The organism is Mesorhizobium hawassense (assembly GCF_003289945.1).
Classification (GTDB): Bacteria; Pseudomonadota; Alphaproteobacteria; order Rhizobiales; family Rhizobiaceae; genus Mesorhizobium; species Mesorhizobium hawassense.
In genome coordinates, this window is the sequence record NZ_QMBP01000011.1 from 196,437 (window position 1) to 214,847 (window position 18,411).

The 18,411-nt window shown below is 62.8% G+C and carries 24 protein-coding genes; 2 read left to right on the forward strand and 22 right to left on the reverse strand.

Features of this window, described 5'->3' with window-relative positions; genetic code table 11:
* Positions 1 to 81: 81 nt before the first annotated feature.
* The 20 genes from rpsH to rpsL all read right to left on the reverse strand — a co-directional run bounded on the left by rpsH (position 82) and on the right by rpsL (position 11,630).
* The gene (gene rpsH / locus DPM33_RS22430; protein ID WP_042642201.1) at positions 82 to 480 is read right to left on the reverse strand and encodes a 30S ribosomal protein S8; all 399 of its coding nucleotides are present in this window, start codon (positions 478 to 480) and stop codon (positions 82 to 84) included.
* 12 nt (positions 481 to 492) lie between these two features.
* Positions 493 to 798, reverse strand: a complete 306-nt coding sequence (rpsN, locus tag DPM33_RS22435; protein ID WP_042642199.1) for a 30S ribosomal protein S14 — start codon at positions 796 to 798, stop codon at positions 493 to 495.
* A 26-nt stretch (positions 799 to 824) separates the two neighbouring features.
* On the reverse strand, positions 825 to 1,403 hold the full coding sequence (rplE, locus tag DPM33_RS22440; protein WP_112099606.1) for a 50S ribosomal protein L5: 579 nt from the start codon (positions 1,401 to 1,403) through the stop codon (positions 825 to 827).
* Positions 1,396 to 1,710 (reverse strand): 50S ribosomal protein L24, encoded by a 315-nt coding sequence (gene rplX, locus DPM33_RS22445; protein ID WP_112099607.1) that lies wholly within the window; start codon positions 1,708 to 1,710, stop codon positions 1,396 to 1,398. Before rplX ends, rplE begins: the two co-directional genes overlap by 8 nt.
* 12 nt (positions 1,711 to 1,722) lie before the next feature.
* Positions 1,723 to 2,091 carry a 50S ribosomal protein L14 gene (gene rplN / locus DPM33_RS22450; RefSeq protein ID WP_006205457.1) on the reverse strand — a complete coding sequence of 123 codons (369 nt, stop codon included), beginning with the start codon at positions 2,089 to 2,091 and terminating at the stop codon, positions 1,723 to 1,725.
* Positions 2,092 to 2,174: 83 nt separating this feature from the next.
* Positions 2,175 to 2,414, reverse strand: coding sequence for a 30S ribosomal protein S17 (rpsQ, locus tag DPM33_RS22455; protein WP_023675136.1), 240 nt, complete (start codon positions 2,412 to 2,414; stop codon positions 2,175 to 2,177).
* Positions 2,415 to 2,425: 11 nt separating this feature from the next.
* A complete protein-coding gene (rpmC, locus tag DPM33_RS22460; RefSeq protein WP_040983026.1) occupies positions 2,426 to 2,626 on the reverse strand; it encodes a 50S ribosomal protein L29 in 201 nt (66 codons plus the stop codon).
* A gap of 12 nt (positions 2,627 to 2,638) precedes the next feature.
* A complete protein-coding gene (gene rplP, locus DPM33_RS22465) occupies positions 2,639 to 3,052 on the reverse strand; it encodes a 50S ribosomal protein L16 (protein ID WP_027170364.1) in 414 nt (137 codons plus the stop codon).
* 27 nt (positions 3,053 to 3,079) lie between these two features.
* Complete coding sequence (rpsC, locus tag DPM33_RS22470) at positions 3,080 to 3,808, reverse strand: 30S ribosomal protein S3 (protein ID WP_095818137.1); 729 nt, start codon at positions 3,806 to 3,808, stop codon at positions 3,080 to 3,082.
* Complete coding sequence (gene rplV, locus DPM33_RS22475) at positions 3,808 to 4,197, reverse strand: 50S ribosomal protein L22 (RefSeq protein ID WP_010909277.1); 390 nt, start codon at positions 4,195 to 4,197, stop codon at positions 3,808 to 3,810. Before rplV ends, rpsC begins: the two co-directional genes overlap by 1 nt.
* Before the next feature lie 2 nt (positions 4,198 to 4,199).
* Positions 4,200 to 4,478: a 30S ribosomal protein S19 gene (gene rpsS / locus DPM33_RS22480; protein ID WP_006205463.1), complete on the reverse strand. Its 279-nt coding sequence runs from the start codon at positions 4,476 to 4,478 to the stop codon at positions 4,200 to 4,202.
* 16 nt (positions 4,479 to 4,494) lie between these two features.
* Positions 4,495 to 5,328 (reverse strand): 50S ribosomal protein L2, encoded by an 834-nt coding sequence (rplB, locus tag DPM33_RS22485; protein WP_095818138.1) that lies wholly within the window; start codon positions 5,326 to 5,328, stop codon positions 4,495 to 4,497.
* 22 nt (positions 5,329 to 5,350) lie between these two features.
* Complete coding sequence (locus DPM33_RS22490) at positions 5,351 to 5,644, reverse strand: 50S ribosomal protein L23 (RefSeq protein WP_112099608.1); 294 nt, start codon at positions 5,642 to 5,644, stop codon at positions 5,351 to 5,353.
* A complete protein-coding gene (gene rplD / locus DPM33_RS22495) occupies positions 5,641 to 6,261 on the reverse strand; it encodes a 50S ribosomal protein L4 (RefSeq protein ID WP_112099609.1) in 621 nt (206 codons plus the stop codon). The genes DPM33_RS22490 and rplD overlap by 4 nt, the downstream gene beginning before the upstream one ends.
* The gene (rplC, locus tag DPM33_RS22500) at positions 6,261 to 6,977 is read right to left on the reverse strand and encodes a 50S ribosomal protein L3 (protein ID WP_095765515.1); all 717 of its coding nucleotides are present in this window, start codon (positions 6,975 to 6,977) and stop codon (positions 6,261 to 6,263) included. Before rplC ends, rplD begins: the two co-directional genes overlap by 1 nt.
* Positions 6,978 to 7,038: 61 nt before the next feature.
* Entirely contained in the window at positions 7,039 to 7,347 is a 309-nt protein-coding gene (gene rpsJ, locus DPM33_RS22505; RefSeq protein ID WP_006205468.1) for a 30S ribosomal protein S10, read from the reverse strand.
* Positions 7,348 to 7,415: 68 nt separating this feature from the next.
* Positions 7,416 to 8,591, reverse strand: coding sequence for an elongation factor Tu (gene tuf, locus DPM33_RS22510; RefSeq protein ID WP_112099610.1), 1,176 nt, complete (start codon positions 8,589 to 8,591; stop codon positions 7,416 to 7,418).
* Positions 8,592 to 8,656: 65 nt separating this feature from the next.
* Entirely contained in the window at positions 8,657 to 10,747 is a 2,091-nt protein-coding gene (gene fusA, locus DPM33_RS22515; RefSeq protein ID WP_112099611.1) for an elongation factor G, read from the reverse strand.
* A 30-nt stretch (positions 10,748 to 10,777) separates the two neighbouring features.
* Positions 10,778 to 11,248: a 30S ribosomal protein S7 gene (rpsG, locus tag DPM33_RS22520; RefSeq protein WP_112099612.1), complete on the reverse strand. Its 471-nt coding sequence runs from the start codon at positions 11,246 to 11,248 to the stop codon at positions 10,778 to 10,780.
* Positions 11,249 to 11,258: 10 nt separating this feature from the next.
* The gene (rpsL, locus tag DPM33_RS22525) at positions 11,259 to 11,630 is read right to left on the reverse strand and encodes a 30S ribosomal protein S12 (RefSeq protein WP_006202128.1); all 372 of its coding nucleotides are present in this window, start codon (positions 11,628 to 11,630) and stop codon (positions 11,259 to 11,261) included.
* 461 nt (positions 11,631 to 12,091) lie between these two features.
* Here rpsL and DPM33_RS22530 point away from each other — a divergent pair, with 461 nt between their 5' ends.
* Complete coding sequence (locus DPM33_RS22530) at positions 12,092 to 12,373, forward strand: transcriptional regulator (protein ID WP_112099613.1); 282 nt, start codon at positions 12,092 to 12,094, stop codon at positions 12,371 to 12,373.
* A gap of 91 nt (positions 12,374 to 12,464) precedes the next feature.
* Positions 12,465 to 13,394 carry a Gfo/Idh/MocA family protein gene (locus tag DPM33_RS22535; protein WP_112099614.1) on the forward strand — a complete coding sequence of 310 codons (930 nt, stop codon included), beginning with the start codon at positions 12,465 to 12,467 and terminating at the stop codon, positions 13,392 to 13,394.
* An 18-nt stretch (positions 13,395 to 13,412) separates the two neighbouring features.
* On the opposite strand, the gene DPM33_RS22540 is transcribed toward DPM33_RS22535, so the two are convergent.
* Both DPM33_RS22540 and rpoC read right to left on the reverse strand, forming a co-directional pair.
* Positions 13,413 to 14,078 (reverse strand): O-methyltransferase, encoded by a 666-nt coding sequence (locus tag DPM33_RS22540; protein WP_112099615.1) that lies wholly within the window; start codon positions 14,076 to 14,078, stop codon positions 13,413 to 13,415.
* 79 nt (positions 14,079 to 14,157) lie between these two features.
* Entirely contained in the window at positions 14,158 to 18,354 is a 4,197-nt protein-coding gene (gene rpoC / locus DPM33_RS22545) for a DNA-directed RNA polymerase subunit beta' (protein WP_112099616.1), read from the reverse strand.
* Positions 18,355 to 18,411 lie beyond the last annotated feature (57 nt).

Below are 18,411 nucleotides of genomic sequence, written 5' to 3' on the forward strand. Positions count from 1 at the left end.
CTCGTCACTTCTTTGGTTTCAGGTTCCAGTTCCCGGGCGCGATCCCGAGAACCGAAGCCCATTCATCAATCTCTTGGCCGATCAGAAGATCTGGCAGAGGATCTCGCCGCCGACATTCTGCTCGCGCGCTTCATGGTCGGCCATGACGCCCTTCGGCGTCGAAAGGATGGCGATGCCGAGGCCGTTGGCGACCTGCGGGATCGACTTGGCCGAGACATAGACGCGGCGGCCAGGCTTCGAGACGCGCTCGATTTCGCGCACGACCGGAGCGCCGTCGAAATACTTCAGCTCGATCTCGATTTCGGACTTGCCGTTTTCGAAATCGGTCTGGCTGTAGTCGCGGATATAGCCTTCCGACTTCAGCACTTCGAGGACGCGGGCGCGCAGACGCGAGGCCGGAGTCGAGACGCTCGACTTCTTGCGGCCATAGGCGTTGCGGATGCGGGTCAGCATATCGCCGAGAGGATCGCTCAATGACATCTCAGTGTCTCCTTACCAGCTCGACTTGACCAGGCCCGGGATCTGGCCGGTATTGCCCAGATCGCGAAGCGCGATACGCGAAAGCTTCAGCTTGCGATAGTAGGCGCGCGGACGGCCCGTGACTTCGCAGCGGTTACGGATGCGGATCTTGGCCGAGTTGCGCGGCAGCGCCGAAAGCTTCAACTGGGCGCGGAAACGCTCTTCCATCGGCTTGGACTGATCCATGATGATGGCCTTGAGCGCCGTGCGCTTGGCGGCGTACTGGTCGGCGAGCTTGCGGCGCCGGTTGTTCTTCTCGACTGAGCTGGTCTTTGCCATTTCAGATTTTTCCTTTTTCGCTGCCGTTACTGGCGGAAGGGGAAGTTGAAGGCCTTGAGCAGAGCCCTGGCCTCGTCGTCCGTCTTCGCCGTCGTACAAACGATGACGTCCATGCCCCAGACCTGATCAACCTTGTCGTAGTTGATCTCCGGGAACACGATGTGTTCCTTGATGCCCATGGCGTAGTTGCCACGGCCGTCAAAGCTCTTCGGGTTCAGTCCGCGGAAGTCGCGAACGCGCGGCAGCGCGATGTTCACGAGGCGGTCGAGGAACTCGTACATGCGTTCCTTGCGCAGCGTGACCTTGGCGCCGATCGGCATATTTTCGCGCACCTTGAAGCCGGCAATCGAGTTGCGGGCACGGGTGACGACGGCCTTCTGGCCGGCGATCATCGCGAGATCCTCGGCCGCGACCGAGGGCTTCTTGGAGTCGCCGGTCGCTTCACCGACACCCATGTTCAGCACGATCTTGTCGATGCGCGGAACCTGCATGTCGTTGTCGTAACCGAACTGCTCCTGCATCGCCTTGCGGATGGTCTCGTTGTAGACCTTCTTGAGGCGCGGCTCGTTCTTGGCAGCTGCCTGCTTGGTTTCAGACTTAGCCATTGATGACTTCTCCCGAACGCTTGGCGACGCGCACCTTCTTGCCATCCTTCTGGACGATGAAGCCGACGCGGGTCGGCTTGCCATCCTTGGGGTCGGCCAGCGCGATATTCGACAGGTGGATCGGCGCTTCCTTGGTGATGATCCCGCCCTCTTGGGACTGGGTCTGCTTCTGGTGACGGCGAATGAGGTTCACGCCGCGGACGACCGCGGTGTCTTCCTTCGGCTGCACCGACAGGACTTCGCCCGAACGGCCCTTGTCCTTGCCGGCAAGCACGACGATCTTGTCGCCTTTTTTGATCTTTTGCATTGGTCCGGCTCCTTACAGCACTTCAGGCGCGAGCGAGATGATCTTCATGTGGTTCTTGGCGCGCAGCTCGCGCGGAACCGGTCCGAAGATACGGGTGCCGATCGGCTCTTTCTTATTGTCGACGAGAACGGCCGCGTTCTTGTCGAAACGGATCACGCTGCCGTCCGGGCGGCGGATGTCCTTGGCCGTGCGAACCACGACCGCCTTCATCACGTCGCCCTTCTTAACGCGGCCGCGCGGAATGGCTTCCTTGATCGACACCACGATGATGTCGCCGACGGAGGCATACTTCCGCTTCGAGCCGCCCAGCACCTTGATGCACATGACACGACGGGCGCCGGAATTGTCCGCGACGTCGAGGTTTGTTTGCATCTGAATCATGACTGGCCGCCTTCTTCTTTTTTCACGGGACGGGTGCTCTCACCCCTCCCCGGTCTGTCCAAAATTCGGTTCGTTCGCCCGGATCAAGCCTGATCCGAAGAGACGACAACCCAGCGCTTGTCCTTCGAAATCGGCTTCGATTCCTGGATGAACACCTGGTCGCCGACCTTGTGGGCGTTGTTCTCGTCGTGCGCCTTGTACTTCTTGGTCATACGCACGGTCTTCTTCATCACCGGATGGGTGAAGCGACGCTCGACCTTGACCACGACCGTCTTCTCGTTCTTGTCGCTGACGACGGTGCCCTGCAGGATGCGCTTTGGCATGGTTCTCGTCCTTAAGCCTTCTTGGCCGCGGCTTTTTCCGCGGCGATGGTCTTGATGCGCGCGATGTCCTTGCGGACCTGCTTCACGCGCGCGGTCTTTTCGAGCTGGCCGGTGGCCTTCTGGAAGCGCAGGTTGAACTGCTCCTTCTTGAGGGCTGCCAGGTCGTCGGTCAGCTGATCCTGGGTCTTGGTCCGGATGTCTTCGGCTTTCATGATCGCCTGTCCTTATTCTGCGATGCGCTGCACGAAGCGCGTCTTGACCGAGAGCTTGGCGGCGCCGAGACGCAGCGCTTCACGCGCGGTCTCCTCGCTGACGCCATCGATCTCGAACATGATGCGGCCGGGCTTGACGCGCGCCGCCCAGTAGTCGACGGCGCCCTTGCCCTTACCCATGCGGACTTCGGTCGGCTTCGAGGTGACCGGCAGATCCGGGAACACCCGGATCCAGACGCGGCCGGCGCGCTTCATCTCGCGGGTGATCGCGCGGCGGGCCGCCTCGATCTCACGCGCGGTGACGCGGTTCGGCTCAAGCGCCTTCAGTCCGAAACCGCCGAAATCCAGATTGGTGCCGCCCTTGGCGGTACCGTGGATACGGCCCTTGAACTGCTTACGGAACTTTGTGCGCTTTGGCTGCAGCATCGTTCTAACTCCAAATTCTCAAATGTCTCAGGCGTTCTCGCGACGACGGCCGCGTTCACGCTCACCACCACCGCCGCCATGCGCTGCATCACCTTCGGTGGCGCGACGCTCGGAGGCCATCGGGTCGTGCTCGAGGATCTCGCCCTTGAACACCCACACCTTGACGCCGCAGATACCGTAAGCCGTGTTCGCCTCGGCCGTGCCGTAGTCGACATCGGCGCGCAGCGTATGCAGCGGCACGCGGCCTTCGCGGTACCACTCCATGCGTGCGATTTCGGCGCCGCCGAGACGGCCGGAGCAGTTGATGCGGATGCCTTCGGCGCCGAGACGCATGGCCGACTGAACGGCACGCTTCATGGCGCGACGGAACGCGATGCGGCGCTCGAGCTGCTGGGCGATCGACTGGGCGATCAGCGTGGCGTCGATTTCCGGCTTGCGCACTTCAACGATGTTGAGGTGCGTTTCGGACTTCGTCATCTCGGTCAGCTTCTTGCGCAGCTTCTCGATGTCGGCGCCCTTCTTGCCGATGATCAGGCCCGGACGCGCGGCGTGGATGGTGACGCGGCACTTCTTGTGCGGACGCTCGATCACGACCTTGGAGATCGCGGCCTGCTTGAGTTCCTTCTCGAGATACTTGCGGATCTTGAGGTCCTCGTGCAGCAGCTGGCCGTACTCGCCGGTGTTCGCGAACCAGCGCGAATCCCAGGTACGGTTGATGCCGAGACGCAGCCCGATCGGATTGACTTTCTGGCCCATTATGCGGCCTCCCCTTTTTCCTCGACTTCACGAACGACGATCGTGAGGTGCGAGAACGGCTTTTCGATACGGCTGGCGCGACCGCGGCCACGAGCGTGGAAACGCTTCATGACGATCGACTTGCCGACATAGGCTTCCGCCACGACCAGCGCGTCGACGTCGAGGTCGTGATTGTTTTCCGCGTTGGCGATCGCCGATTCCAGCGTCTTCTTGACCGTGCCGGAAATCCGCTTGGCCGAGAATTCGAGGTCGGAAAGCGCTGTCGCGACCTTCTTGCCGCGGATCAGCGCGGCAACCAGGTTCAGCTTCTGCGGGCTGATACGGATCGTGCGCAGAACGGCACGCGCCTCGTTATCAGCAAGCCTGCGCGGAGCTTTGGCCTTGCCCATGATTATTTCCTCTTCGCCTTCTTATCCGCGCCATGACCGTAATAGGTCCGGGTCGGAGCGAATTCACCGAACTTGTGGCCGACCATGTCCTCGTTCACCGAGACCGGGACGTGCTTCTGGCCGTTGTAGACACCGAAGGTGAAGCCGACGAACTGCGGCAGGATGGTGGAGCGACGGCTCCACATCTTGATCACCTCATTGCGACCACCTTCACGAACCTTGTCCACCTTCTTGAGAAGGTAGCCGTCGATGAAGGGGCCTTTCCAAATCGAACGAGTCACTTGGCGTTACCTCTTCTTAGCTCTTGCGCTGATGACGCGAGCGCAGGATGAACTTGTCGGTCGCCTTGTTGGACCGCGTCTTCTTGCCCTTGGTCGGCTTGCCCCAGGGCGAAACCGGATGACGGCCGCCCGAGGTGCGGCCTTCGCCGCCGCCATGCGGATGGTCGACCGGGTTCATGGTCACGCCGCGATTGTGCGGACGCTTGCCGCGCCACACGGTGCGACCAGCCTTGCCGTCATTGATGTTACCGTGGTCGGGGTTCGACACGGCGCCCACGGTGGCCATGCAGGAACCGTGCACGACGCGCTGCTCGCCCGAGTTGAGGCGCAGGATCGCCATGCCCTGGTCGCGGCCGACGAGCTGGGCGTAACCGCCAGCCGAACGGGCGACCTGGCCGCCCTTGCCCGGCTTCAGCTCAATGTTGTGGACGATCGTGCCGACCGGCATCGAGGCCAGCGGCATCGCGTTGCCCGGCTTCACGTCGACCGCTTCGCCGGCCACGATCTTGTCGCCGGCGGCAAGGCGCTGCGGGGCCAGGATGTAGGACAGCTCGCCGTCGTCATACTTGATCAGCGCGATGAAGGCGGTGCGGTTCGGATCGTATTCGATACGCTCGACCGTGCCGACGACGTCGTACTTCTTACGCTTGAAGTCGATGATGCGGTACGAACGCTTGTGACCGCCGCCGATGAAGCGGGCCGTGATGCGGCCGTAGTTGTTGCGGCCGCCCGACTTGGTCAGGCCTTCGGTCAGGCCCTTGACGGGCTTGCCCTTGTAGAGGCCCGAGCGGTCGACGATGACCAACTGGCGGGTGCTCGGCGTTACCGGGTTGAATTTCTTAAGTGCCATTGTCCTGTCCTCGCGGCCTTGCTCAGAGACCCGTCGCGACGTCGATCGACTGGCCGTCGGCCAGCGTCACTACCGCCTTCTTGACGTCGCCCTGGCGGCCAACCGTGCCGCGGAAGCGCTTGATCTTGCCCTTGCGGACGAGCGTGTTCACTGCCGTCACCTTGACACCGAAGAGAGCTTCCACGGCTGCCTTGATTTCCGGCTTCGACGCCTTCTTGGCGACGTTGAAGACGACCTTGTTCTGCTCGGAAGCCATGGTCGACTTTTCGGTGATCGCCGGCGAGACGATCACGTCGTAGTGACGAAGGTCGGTCATTTGAAGCGCTCCTCGAGAGCCTCGACGGCGGCCTTGGAAAGGACCAGCGTGCCGCGGCGCAGAATGTCGTAGACGTTGATGCCCTGGATGGGCAGCACGTCGATGTTCGGAATGTTGGTCGCCGCCAGCTTGAAGTTCTGGTCGAGCTCGGCGCCGCCAATCACCAGGGCGTTGGTCAGCCCCAGCGTCTCGAGGTTCGCCGCCAGCGTCTTGGTCTTGGCCTCGGCGAGCTTCAGCTCGTCGATGACGATGATGGAAGCGCTCTTGGCCTTGGCCGACAGAGCATGCTTCAAGCCGAGGGCGCGGACCTTCTTCGGCAGTTCGTGCTCATGGCTGCGAACGACCGGGCCGTGCGCCTTGCCACCGCCTCGGAACTGCGGAGCGCGAGCCGAGTGGTGACGGGCGCGGCCCGTACCCTTCTGCTTGTACATCTTGGCGCCGGTGCGCGCGATCTCGGCGCGACCCTTGGCCTTGTGCGTACCCTGCTGCTTCTTGGCGAGTTGCCAGCGCACGACGCGCTGCAGGATGTCCTCGCGCGGATCAAGGCCGAAAATCTCCTCGGAGAGTTTCACCTTGCCGGCGTCCTTGCCGCCCAGCGTTGTGATCTTGAGATCCATTATTCGGCTCCCTCAGTGGCCGGGGCTTCGTTCTTGGCGGCAGCGGCGCGGATCGCGGCAGGCTTCGGCGCATTGGCCGGCAGCGCAACCTTGGCAGCGTCACGAACCAGGATCCAGGCGCCCTTGACGCCGGGAACCGCGCCGCGGATCAGGATCAGGCCGCGGTCGGCGTCGGTCGAGACGACCTCGACATTCTGCGTGGTCACGCGGGTGTCGCCCATGTGGCCGGCCATCTTCTTGCCCTTGAACACCTTGCCGGGGTCCTGGCGCTGGCCGGTCGAACCGTGCGTGCGGTGCGAGACCGAGTTACCGTGCGTGGCGCGGCCGCCACCCATGTGGTGCCGCTTGATCACGCCCTGGAAACCCTTGCCGGTCGAAGTGCCGGTGACGTCAACCTTCTGGCCGGCGACGAAATGCTCGACGGTCAGCTCGGCGCCGACGTCGATCATGTTGTCGGCGGAGACGCGGAATTCCGCGACCTTGGCCTTGGGCTCGACCGAAGCGGCGGCGAAATGGCCGCGCATCGCCTTCGACGTGTTCTTCACCTTGGCAAGGCCAACGCCGAGCTGGACGGCGGTGTAGCCGTTCTTCTCCTGCGTGCGCTGAGCCACGACCTGGCAGTTCTCCATCTGGAGAACGGTGACGGGAACGTGTTCCCCGGCATCGTTATAGATGCGGGTCATTCCCACCTTCTTTGCAATCACACCTGAACGCATCGGTTCAATTCCTTTAGAGTTCCGGGCCAGGGGCACCGCCCCTTACCGCGCTCTCATTCCTTTAGAGCTTGATCTCGACGTCGACACCGGCGGCCAGATCGAGCTTCATCAAAGCATCGACCGTCTGCGGGGTCGGATCGACGATGTCGAGCAAACGCTTGTGCGTGCGCATCTCGAACTGCTCGCGGCTCTTCTTGTCGACGTGGGGCGACCGGTTGACCGTGAATTTTTCGATCCGCGTCGGCAGCGGGATGGGGCCGCGGACGTTGGCGCCGGTGCGCTTGGCGGTCGACACGATTTCGCGAGTCGAGGCGTCGAGCACCCGGTGGTCAAACGCTTTAAGGCGGATGCGGATATTCTGTCCGTTCATGCGTCAATTCCTTGTTCTGGCGCGGCGCGGGCAGCTCCCGCGCCCGCGACAGATCGGTTTCAGTCCAATTATTCTTTGATGGTGACGACGATGCCGGCACCGACGGTGCGGCCGCCTTCACGGATGGCGAAGCGCAGCTTCTCTTCCATCGCGATCGGCACGATCAGCTCGACGTCGACGGTGATGTTGTCGCCAGGCATCACCATCTCGGTGCCGGCCGGCAGCGTCACGATGCCCGTCACGTCCGTGGTGCGGAAGTAGAACTGCGGACGGTAGTTGGTGAAGAACGGCGTGTGACGGCCACCTTCGTCCTTGGTCAGGATGTAGGCTTCGGCCACGAACTTCTTGTGCGGCTTGACCGAACCCGGCTTGGCCAGAACCTGGCCGCGCTCCACGCCTTCACGGTCGACACCGCGCAGCAGCGCGCCGATGTTGTCGCCGGCCTGACCCTGATCGAGCAGCTTGCGGAACATTTCGACGCCCGTGCAGGTCGTCTTGGTGGTCGGACGGATGCCGACGATCTCCAGTTCCTCACCGACCTTGACGATGCCGCGCTCGACGCGGCCGGTCACCACCGTGCCGCGGCCCGAGATCGAGAACACGTCCTCGATCGGCATCAGGAACGGCTTGTCGAGCGGGCGAACCGGCGTCGGGATGTAGGCGTCGACCTGAGCCATCAGCTCGCGGATGGCGTCCTCGCCGATGGTCTTGTTGGAATCCTCGAGCGCGGCCAGCGCCGAGCCCTTGACGATCGGAATGTCGTCGCCGGGGAACTCGTTCTTCGACAGAAGCTCGCGAACCTCGAGCTCGACCAGTTCGAGCAGCTCGGCGTCGTCGACCTGGTCGACCTTGTTCAGGAACACCACGATCGAGGGAACGCCGACCTGACGGGCAAGCAGGATGTGCTCGCGGGTCTGCGGCATCGGGCCGTCGGCGGCCGACACGACCAGGATCGCGCCGTCCATCTGGGCAGCGCCGGTGATCATGTTCTTCACATAGTCGGCGTGGCCGGGGCAGTCGACGTGGGCATAGTGACGGTTGGCCGTCTCGTACTCGACATGCGCCGTCGAGATGGTGATGCCGCGCGCCTTCTCTTCCGGGGCCGCGTCGATCTGGTCATAGCGCTTGTATTCGCCAAAATACTTCGTGATCGCCGCCGTCAGCGACGTCTTGCCATGATCGACGTGGCCGATCGTGCCAATGTTCACATGCGGCTTGGTGCGCTCGAATTTACCTTTTGCCATGTGATCTCTCCAATCCTGCTTGCCCGTGCGGGCCTTGAATTAAGGTCTCGTGCAACCCGCTCGAGTTACGCGTATTTCTTCTGAACTTCCTGGGCGACCGCGGTCGGAACCGGCTCGTAGTGGTCGAACTGCATCGTGTACTGGGCGCGGCCCTGCGACATCGAACGCAGATTGTCGACGTACTTGAACATGTTGGCGAGCGGCACCATCGCGTTGATGACGACGGCAACGCCGCGCGCTTCCTGACCCTGGATCTGACCACGGCGGCCGTTGAGGTCGCCGATGACGCCGCCGACATAATCTTCGGGCGTCACGACCTCGACCTTCATGATCGGCTCTAGAAGCTGCACGCCGAGGCGCGGAGCGGCTTCCTTGAAGCAGGCGCGGGAGGCGATTTCGAACGCCAGCACCGAGGAGTCCACGTCGTGGAAGGCACCGTCGATCAGCGTCGCCTTGACGCCGATCATCGGGAAGCCGGCGAACGGGCCGGAACCCATGACGCTGTTGATGCCCTTCTCGACGCCCGGGATGTATTCCTTCGGAACCGCACCGCCGACGATTTTGGACTCGAACACGAACTCTTCGCTCTCGGTGTTCGGCTCGAAGATGATCTTGACGCGAGCGAACTGGCCAGTACCGCCGGTCTGCTTCTTGTGCGTGTAATCCTGTTCGTGCGTGCGGGTGATCGTCTCGCGATAAGCCACCTGCGGCGCGCCGACATTGGCTTCGACCTTGAACTCGCGACGCATGCGGTCGACAATGATGTCGAGATGCAGCTCGCCCATGCCAGCGATGATGGTCTGGCCGCTTTCCTCGTCGGTCTTGACGCGGAAGGACGGATCCTCAGCCGCCAGGCGATGCAGCGCGAGGCCCATCTTTTCCTGGTCGTTCTTGGTCTTCGGCTCGATGGCGATCTGGATAACCGGATCGGGGAATTCCATGCGCTCGAGGATGACCGGATGCAGCGGATCGCAAAGCGTGTCGCCGGTGGTCGTGTCCTTGAGGCCGGCCAGAGCGACGATGTCGCCGGCATAGGCTTCCTCGATGTCGGCGCGCGAGTTCGCATGCATCTGCAGCATGCGGCCGATGCGCTCCTTCTTGCCCTTCACCGTGTTGTCGAGCGAGGTGCCTTTGGCGAGCTTGCCCGAATAGATGCGAGCGAAGGTCAGCGAACCGACGAACGGGTCGTTCATGATCTTGAACGCCAGCATCGACAGCGGCTCATTGTCATCGGCATGACGCTCGATCTCGGCGTCGGTCTTGGCGTCGACGCCCTTGATGGCCGGCACGTCGATCGGCGACGGCAGGTATTCGACGACGGCGTCGAGCAGCGGCTGCACGCCCTTGTTCTTGAAGGCCGAGCCGCAGAACATCGGGAAGAACTTGACCGCGATGGTGCCCTTGCGGATCAGCGCGCGGATCTCGTCGTTCGACGGCATCTTGCCTTCGAGGTAGTTCTCGAGCGCGGTCTCGTCCATCTCGACGGCGGCTTCGATCATCTTCTCGCGATACTGCTCGGCCTTGGCCTTGAGGTCGGCCGGGATCTCGACGACGTCCCAGGCAGCGCCCAGGGTTTCGTCGCGCCAGACGAGCGCGTTCATCTCGACGAGATCGACGACGCCCTTGAACTCGGTCTCAGCGCCGATCGGCAGCTGCATGACGACGGCCTGCGCGCCGAGGCGCGAACCGATCATCTCTTCCGAGCGGTAGAAGTCGGCGCCGATCTTGTCCATCTTGTTGCAGAAGATCATGCGCGGCACGTGGTACTTGTCGGCCTGGCGCCACACGGTCTCGGTCTGCGGCTCCACGCCGGCGTTGGCGTCGAGCAGCGCAATGGCGCCGTCGAGCACGCGCAGCGAACGCTCGACTTCGATGGTGAAGTCGACGTGTCCGGGAGTGTCGATGATGTTGAAGCGGCGCATCTTGCCGTCACGACCCTTCCAGAAGGTCGTGGTCGCGGCGGACGTGATGGTGATGCCGCGTTCCTGTTCCTGCTCCATCCAGTCCATGGTGGCAGCGCCGTCATGGACTTCGCCGATCTTGTGCGACTTGCCCGTGTAATACAGGACGCGCTCGGTGGTCGTCGTCTTGCCAGCGTCGATATGCGCCATGATACCGAAATTGCGGTAGTCTTCGATTTTGTATTCGCGGGCCATGGGAGGTTGCCTCTCAGTCTCGTTCGCGCTTTACCAGCGGTAGTGCGCGAAGGCGCGGTTGGCTTCTGCCATCTTGTGGGTGTCTTCACGCTTCTTGACGGCGGTGCCGCGGTTGTTGGCCGCGTCCATCAACTCGCCCGAGAGGCGGTCGACCATGGTGGTCTCGTTGCGGTTGCGGGCGGCGGCGATCAGCCAGCGGATGGCCAGAGCCTGACGGCGCTCGGGGCGCACGTCGACAGGAACCTGGTAGGTGGCGCCGCCGACGCGACGCGAGCGCACTTCCACATGCGGCGCGACATTGTCGAGCGCCTGATGGAAGACGGTGACCGGCTCCTGCTTGGTCTTCGACTGAACCTGGTCGAGCGCGCCGTAGACGATGGTCTCGGCAACCGACTTCTTGCCGTCATACATGACGGCGTTCATGAACTTGGTGACGACGAGATCACCGAACTTGGGGTCCGGATTGATCTCACGCTTTTCTGCACTGTGACGACGGGACATCGGAAAACCCTTACTTCGGACGCTTGGCGCCGTATTTCGAACGACGCTGCTTGCGGTTCTTCACACCCTGCGTGTCGAGCACGCCACGGATGATGTGGTAGCGGACGCCCGGCAGATCCTTGACGCGGCCGCCGCGGATCATGACCACCGAGTGCTCCTGAAGGTTGTGGCCTTCGCCCGGGATGTAGCCGATCACTTCAAAACCGTTGGTCAGCCGAATCTTGGCCACCTTGCGCAGCGCCGAGTTCGGCTTCTTCGGCGTCGTGGTGTAGACGCGCGTGCAGACGCCCCGCTTCTGCGGGTTCTGCTGCATGGCCGGGACCTTGTTTCGCTTCACCGGCGCCAGGCGCGGCTTGCGGATCAGCTGGTTGACGGTAGGCATTAAACCCTCTTGTCTCTCAATTCCGTGTCTGCCCTGTCAGGGCCGCTCAAAGCGTCATTTCCATACGCAAATTCGGGCAACACACCGCGCCTCGCGGTCCTGCCCGAACAAATTGCAGAGGAAGCGGAAGCCGCTTCATGCGCGCCGGAAATGTCTTTTCGCTCGTAAAACGAACCCTGTTTGAGGCAAACTCCAAAGCGTGTCGCTTCGGACAGGAGAGCCTCACATCGGTTCTGACGTCGCGGCTTCTACTCGTAAGGCCATTGCCCGTCAACCCCGCAACGGCAAATATTGCGGTCAATCCGGGGCGTGGCAGCCATGCGCAAAACGCATGTAATTTTCTTGCGTCTTTTTTCAAGAGCGAGGAAGAAAGTGACCGGCTTGCGGCTGTCTTCCACGCCGGCTTCGTGCCAAAAGGCGGCTTAAGCCGGGCAATCTCCCGGCAAACGAGGAATCAGCCCGTGAACGACAACGAAGAACGGCCGGTCACCATCATCACCGGACGGGTCTGGAAGAAAAAGGGCGGCAAGCCTGAGGGCGTGCATGTGATGCTGGTGGCACCCGACGATGATTCTGCCGTGCGCCGCGCGCTCGAATCGCTCGCCGCGGAGGGATTCGCGGAGGCCGAGCTCGACCAGATCGGCGACATGGAAGGCGAGCCCGACGACGAGCCGCATCTGTCTGCCTATCAGGGCGCGCTCGAAGGCGAGGTCTCGATCGTCACCTTCGACGAGCCGTTCTGATCTCGCCGCTCGGCGCAACGTCCCTTCCCCGGCCTATCGGTCAACCGCTCGTCGCTTAATCATTCACTCTCTTTCCCTTTCCGGAGTTCCCATGACCAGCAATCCCATCAAGCTCGGCATCGTCGGCGTCGGGAAGATCGTCCGCGACCAGCACCTGCCGGCGGTTGCCAAGAATGGCGATTACCAGTTCACCGCCGCGGCCAGCCGCCACGGCAAGGTCGACGGCATTCCAAACTATCCCGGCATCGAGGCGATGCTTGCGGCTGAACCCGGTCTGGAGGCGGTCTCACTCTGCATGCCGCCGCAGTTCCGATACGACGCCGCGCGCGCCGCGCTGGAAGCCAAGAAGCATGTGTTCCTGGAAAAGCCTCCGGGCGCCACGGTGAGCGAAGTCGAGCACCTCAAGGCGCTCGCCGAAAAGAACGGTGTTTCGCTTTTTGCCAGCTGGCATTCGCGCTACGCGCCGGCTGTCGAGGCCGCGCGCGCTTTCCTCGCCTCGGCCAGGCTGACGTCAGCCGCCATCAACTGGAAGGAAGACGTGCGCCGCTGGCATCCCAACCAGGAATGGATCTGGGAACCGGGCGGTTTCGGCGTGTTCGATCCGGGCATCAATGCACTGTCGATCGCCACCCACATCCTGCCGCCGATGTTCATCACTTCGGCCGTGCTCGACTTTCCGGAGAATCGCGCGGCGCCGGTCGCGGCGCATGTCGCCTTCCGCACCTCGAACGGCCTGCCGGTGACGATGGAGCTCGACTGGCTGCAGACCGGCCCGCAGAGCTGGGACATCCTGGCCGAAACCGACAAGGGCAAGATGGTCCTGTCCGGCGGCGGCGCGAAGCTCGCCATCGACGGCAAGATCGTCCATGACGAGCCGGAAGCCGAATATCCGATGCTTTACAAGCGCTTCGCCGAGATCGTTCGCGCCGGAACTTCCGATGTCGACCTCGCGCCGCTGCAGCACGTCGCCGACGCGTTCATGTTGGGCAAGCGCAATGTGGTCGAGGCGTTTTTCGATTAAGGCTGACGCCAGCTCGCGTCACTCTACGATTGCGATCGCAAATCCATCATAGCCCTTGGCGCCAACCGTCTGGATGGCCGTGCCGTCCAGACGGTTGTTACCGCCGATGAACGAAAACGCGGCGCGGGCGCCTTCGACATTGGCGTCGCCGCTGTTCTTTTTCACGACCGCGCCGACGCGGATGACGTTGTCGCAGACGATGACCGTGCCTGATCGCGACAGCTTCATGGCCCAGGTCAGATAGTTCGGGTTGTTCGGCTTGTCGGCGTCGATGAAGATCAGGTCGAACGGTCCGGCGTTTTCGCCCTCCAGCGCGGCGAGCGACTGAAGCGCCGGTCCGACACGCAGGTCGACCTTGTCGGAAACCCCTGCCTGCTCGAAATTCGAGTGCGCGACCTTGGCGTGGTGCGGGTCGAGCTCCAGTGTCACTACCTTGCCGTCCGCCGGCAGTCCTCTTGCCATCCAGATGGTCGAGTAGCCGCCGAGCGTGCCGACCTCGAGCACCTTCCTCGCGCCGCGGATGCGTACCAGCAGCGACAGCAGCTTGCCCTGCGCGGCCGAAACGTCGATCGCCGGCAGGCCCCGGTCGCGGTTGGCCGCAAGGACCGCGTCCAGCACGGGATCCGCTTCGAAAAGAGAAGAAACGATGTAGTCGTCGACAGCCGTCCAGGTCTTGCTGCTCATAGCTCTTCCTCTTTGCGTGAAGCCAAAATGCGAAAAGGGGCCGTATGGCCCCTTCTCTTCGTTTCTCATGTCATGCCGCTTACTGCGCGGCGTTGACCATGTCGGTCAGCATCGGGTCGGCGACCTCGACACCGGAGGCCTTGCGGCGCTCGTCGATGATCAACTCGTCGCGCGAGGTGGCGATGCGCCTGATCTGGCTCATCGTGCCACCGGTGCCGGCCGGGATCAGACGGCCGACGATGACGTTTTCCTTCAGGCCCTGCAGCATGTCGGTCTTGCCGGCGACCGCAGCCTCCGTCAGCACCCTGGTCGTCTCCTGGAAGGAGGCGGCCGAGATGAAGGACGGCGTCTGCAGCGAGGCCTTGGTGATGCCGAGCAGCACCGGCTGACCTTCGGCCGGCTTCTTGCCGTCCTCGATCAGGCGCTCGTTGACCTCTTCCAGCTCGATCACGTCGACGTGGTCGCCCGGGATGTAGGTCGAGTCGCCCTGGACGGTGATCTCGACCTTCTGCAGCATCTGGCGAACGATCACCTCGATGTGCTTGTCGTTGATCGACACGCCCTGCAGACGGTAGACCTCCTGGATTTCGTTCACGAGGTAGGAGGCAAGCGCCTCCACGCCCTTGATCGCCAGGATGTCGTGTGGCGCCGGGTTGCCGTCGAGGATGTAGTCGCCCTTCTCGATGACGTCGCCGTCCTGGAGATGGAACGGCTTGCCCTTCGGGATCAGGTACTCCACCGGCTCGAGCGTCGAGTCATGCGGCTCGATGATGATGCGGCGCTTGTTCTTGTAGTCGCGGCCGAAGCGGATCGTGCCATCGATCTCGGCGATGATGGCGTGATCCTTCGGACGGCGAGCCTCGAACAGTTCCGCAACGCGCGGCAGACCACCGGTGATGTCCTTGGTCTTGGCGCTTTCCATCGGGATACGCGCCAGCACGTCGCCCGGCTTCACATGGGCGCCCGGCTCGACCGAAAGGATGGCCTCGACCGAGAGCAGGAAGCGTGCATCGCCGCCCTTCGACAGCTTGCCGACCTTGCCCTTGGCGTCCTGGATGACGATCGCCGGCTTTAGGTCGCTGCCGCGCGGCGTCGAACGCCAGTCGATGACCTCACGCTTGGTGATGCCGGTCGACTCGTCGGCCGTTTCCTGAACGGAGATGCCGTCGACCAGATCCTCGAACGCCACCCTGCCCTCGATTTCGGTGAGGATCGGGCGGGTATAGGGATCCCACTCGGCGATACGCTGGCCGCGCTTCACCTTGTCGCCGTCGTCCACGAAGATACGCGAACCATAGGCGACGCGGTGCGTGGCGCGCTCCTTGCCGGTCTCATCAAGGATGAGTACCGCCATGTTGCGGCCCATGACCATCTGCTGGCCTTCCGAGTTGCGCACCACGTTGCGGTTGCGGATCTGCACCTTGCCCTCATAGGAGGCTTCAAGGAACGAGCTGTCCACCACCTGCGCCGTGCCGCCCATGTGGAAGGTACGCATGGTGAGCTGGGTACCCGGCTCGCCGATCGACTGCGCCGCGATGACGCCGACGGCCTCGCCCTGGTTGACGGGGGTGCCGCGGGCCAGGTCGCGTCCGTAGCAGACGGCGCAGACGCCGGTCCTGACCTCGCAGGTCAGCGCCGAACGGATGCGGACCGACTGCACGCCAGCCTTTTCGATCTGCTCGACATCGCGCTCGTCCATCAGCTTGCCGGCCTTGACCAGCAGATCGCCGGAGACCGGATGGTTGATGTCGTCGAGCGCGGTGCGGCCCAGCACACGCTGGCCGACCGAAGCGACGATCTGACCGGCATCGACGATCGGCTGCATGGTGAGGCCCTTGTCGGTGCCGCAATCCACGGAATTGACGATGCAGTCCTGCGCCACGTCGACGAGGCGGCGGGTGAGGTAGCCCGAGTTCGCCGTCTTCAAGGCGGTGTCGGCCAGACCCTTGCGGGCGCCGTGGGTCGAGTTGAAGTACTCGAGCACGGTGAGGCCTTCCTTGAAGTTCGAGATGATCGGCGTCTCGATGATTTCACCCGACGGCTTGGCCATCAGGCCGCGCATGCCGGCGAGCTGACGCATCTGGGTGGGCGAACCGCGCGCACCCGAATGCGACATCATGTAGATCGAGTTCATCGGCTTCTGGCGGCCGTTGTCCTCGAACTCCACCGCCTTGATGCGCGCCATCATCTCGTCGGCGACCTTCTCCGAGCACTTGGCCCAGGCGTCGACGACCTTGTTGTACTTCTCGCCCTGCGTGATCAGGCCGTCATTGTACTGCTGCTCGTATTCCTTGGCCAAAGCCTCGGTGTCGGAGACAAGCTTCAGCTTGGTGTCCGGGATCAGCATGTCGTCCTTGCCGAACGAAATGCCGGCACGGCAGGCATGAGCGAAACCGAGCGCCATGATGCGGTCGCAGAAGATGACCGTCTCTTTCTGACCGCAGTGGCGGTAGACGGTGTCGATCATCTTGGAGATGTTCTTCTTGGTCATCTCCTGGTTGGCGGTCTCGTACGGCACGTTGACGTTCTTCGGCAGAAGCTCGCCGATGATCATGCGGCCAGGCGTGGTGTCGTAGATCTTCGACACGACGTTGCCTTCGGCATCGACCGTGCGGAAGCGGCCCTTGATCTTGGCGTGCAGCGTCACGGCCTTGGTCTCCAGCGCGTGCTGGAGCTCGCCCATGTCGGCAAACACCATGCCTTCGCCCGGCTCGTTCTGGTTGACGATCGAGAGATAGTAGAGACCGAGAACCATGTCTTGCGACGGCACGATGATGGGCGCGCCGGAGGCCGGGTGCAGGATGTTGTTGGTCGACATCATCAGCACGCGGGCTTCAAGCTGCGCTTCCAAGGACAGCGGCACGTGGACCGCCATCTGGTCGCCGTCGAAGTCGGCGTTGAAGGCGGTGCAGACCAGCGGATGCAGCTGGATCGCCTTGCCTTCGATCAGGGTCGGCTCGAACGCCTGGATGCCGAGGCGGTGCAGCGTCGGCGCGCGGTTCAACAGCACCGGATGCTCGCGGATGACCTCGTCGAGGATATCCCAAACTTCCGGACGCTCCTTCTCGACCAGCTTCTTGGCCTGCTTGACGGTCGAGGAGAAACCCTTGGCGTCGAGACGGGCGTAGATGAAGGGCTTGAAGAGCTCGAGCGCCATCTTCTTCGGCAGGCCGCACTGATGCAGCTTCAGCTCCGGACCGGTCACGATGACCGAGCGGCCGGAATAGTCGACGCGCTTGCCGAGCAGGTTCTGGCGGAACCGGCCCTGCTTGCCCTTGAGCATGTCGGACAGCGACTTCAGCGGACGCTTGTTGGCGCCGGTGATGACACGGCCGCGACGGCCGTTGTCGAACAGCGCATCGACGGCTTCCTGCAGCATGCGCTTTTCGTTGCGCACGATGATGCCGGGAGCGCGCAGCTCGATCAGCCGCTTCAGGCGGTTGTTGCGGTTGATGACGCGGCGATAGAGATCGTTCAGGTCCGACGTGGCGAAACGACCGCCGTCCAGCGGGACGAGCGGGCGCAGGTCCGGCGGGATGACCGGAACCACCTTCATGATCATCCACTCCGGACGGTTGCCGGATTCCATGAAGTTTTCCACGACCTTGAGCCGCTTCAGATACTTCTTCTGCTTGAGCTCGGAAGTGGTCGAAGCCAGCTCCGAACGCAGGTCGCCGGCGATCTTCTCCAGGTCCATGCCGGCCAGAAGGTCATGGATGGCCTCGGCGCCGATCATGGCGGTGAAGGAATCCTCGCCATACTCGTCGACGGCGAGCATGTACTCTTCCTCGCTGAGGAGCTGGTTCTCCTTCAGCGCGGTGAGGCCCGGCTCGGTGACGATGTAGTTCTCGAAGTAAAGCACACGCTCGATGTCCTTGAGGGTCATGTCGAGCAGCGTGCCGATGCGCGAGGGCAGCGACTTCAGGAACCAGATATGGGCGACGGGCGCGGCGAGCTCGATATGGCCCATGCGCTCGCGGCGAACGCGCGACAGCGTGACTTCGACGCCGCACTTTTCGCAGATGACGCCCTTGTACTTCATGCGCTTGTACTTGCCGCACAGGCACTCATAGTCCTTGATCGGGCCAAAAATGCGCGCGCAGAACAGGCCGTCACGCTCCGGCTTGAAGGTGCGGTAGTTGATGGTCTCCGGCTTCTTGATCTCGCCGAACGACCAGGACAGAATCTTCTCTGGGCTGGCAAGCGAGATCCGGATGGAATCGAACACCTGCGCAGGCGCCTGCGGGTTGAAGAGATTCATGACCTCTTGGTTCATGCCGTTCTCCTTTTCGGGGTCCTCGATAACCCCTTGCATCGATCGCGGACGAAATGT